The organism is Haloferula sp. A504, assembly GCF_044385805.1.
Classification (GTDB): Bacteria; Verrucomicrobiota; Verrucomicrobiia; order Verrucomicrobiales; family Akkermansiaceae; genus Haloferula.
Window position 1 is genome coordinate 1 of sequence record NZ_JBISBU010000201.1, and the last position, 507, is coordinate 507.

The following is a 507-nucleotide window of genomic DNA, read 5'->3' on the forward strand; positions in this document are numbered from 1 at the left end:
GGGCTACGACAGCTTCGGCGACGTCGACGGCGGCGACCTGGACATCATCGGCGACATCACGCCGATCGTCATCGCGCCGGGCGAGGAAAGCCCGGACAACGACTTCGTGGAGACACTCGACACCTGCCCGGACGACTGGGACGAGTGGCTCTACCAGCACCCGGGCGAGTGGGCGGATGGCAATCCGGACCTCGACGCCTACGACAACCTCGCGGAGTTCGCCTTTGCGATGCCGGCGGAGGACGGCAGCGGCAGTGGGTGGCTGGGACGCACCGCCTGGATCATCCAGCCCTCGACGCTGGCGCCGGGGACCTTGGAAGGGGTCTTCATCCGCCCGACCGGGGCGTTGCTGGATGTGACCTACACGCTGGAATACGCGGCGACCCTCGCGGATCCGGTGGTGTGGCAGTCGCTGACGCTGGAGCCGACGCACTACACCACGGTCGATAATGGCGACTGCACCGAAACGGTGACCATCCACGACCTGGAAAACCTCACCGGGCTGAC

Annotated in this window: 1 protein-coding gene; it reads left to right on the plus strand. The window is 66.9% G+C overall.

From position 1 onward, the window contains the following. A partial coding sequence (locus ACG2LG_RS24180; protein WP_396263471.1) for a hypothetical protein occupies positions 1 to 507 on the plus strand: 507 nt, incomplete at both ends.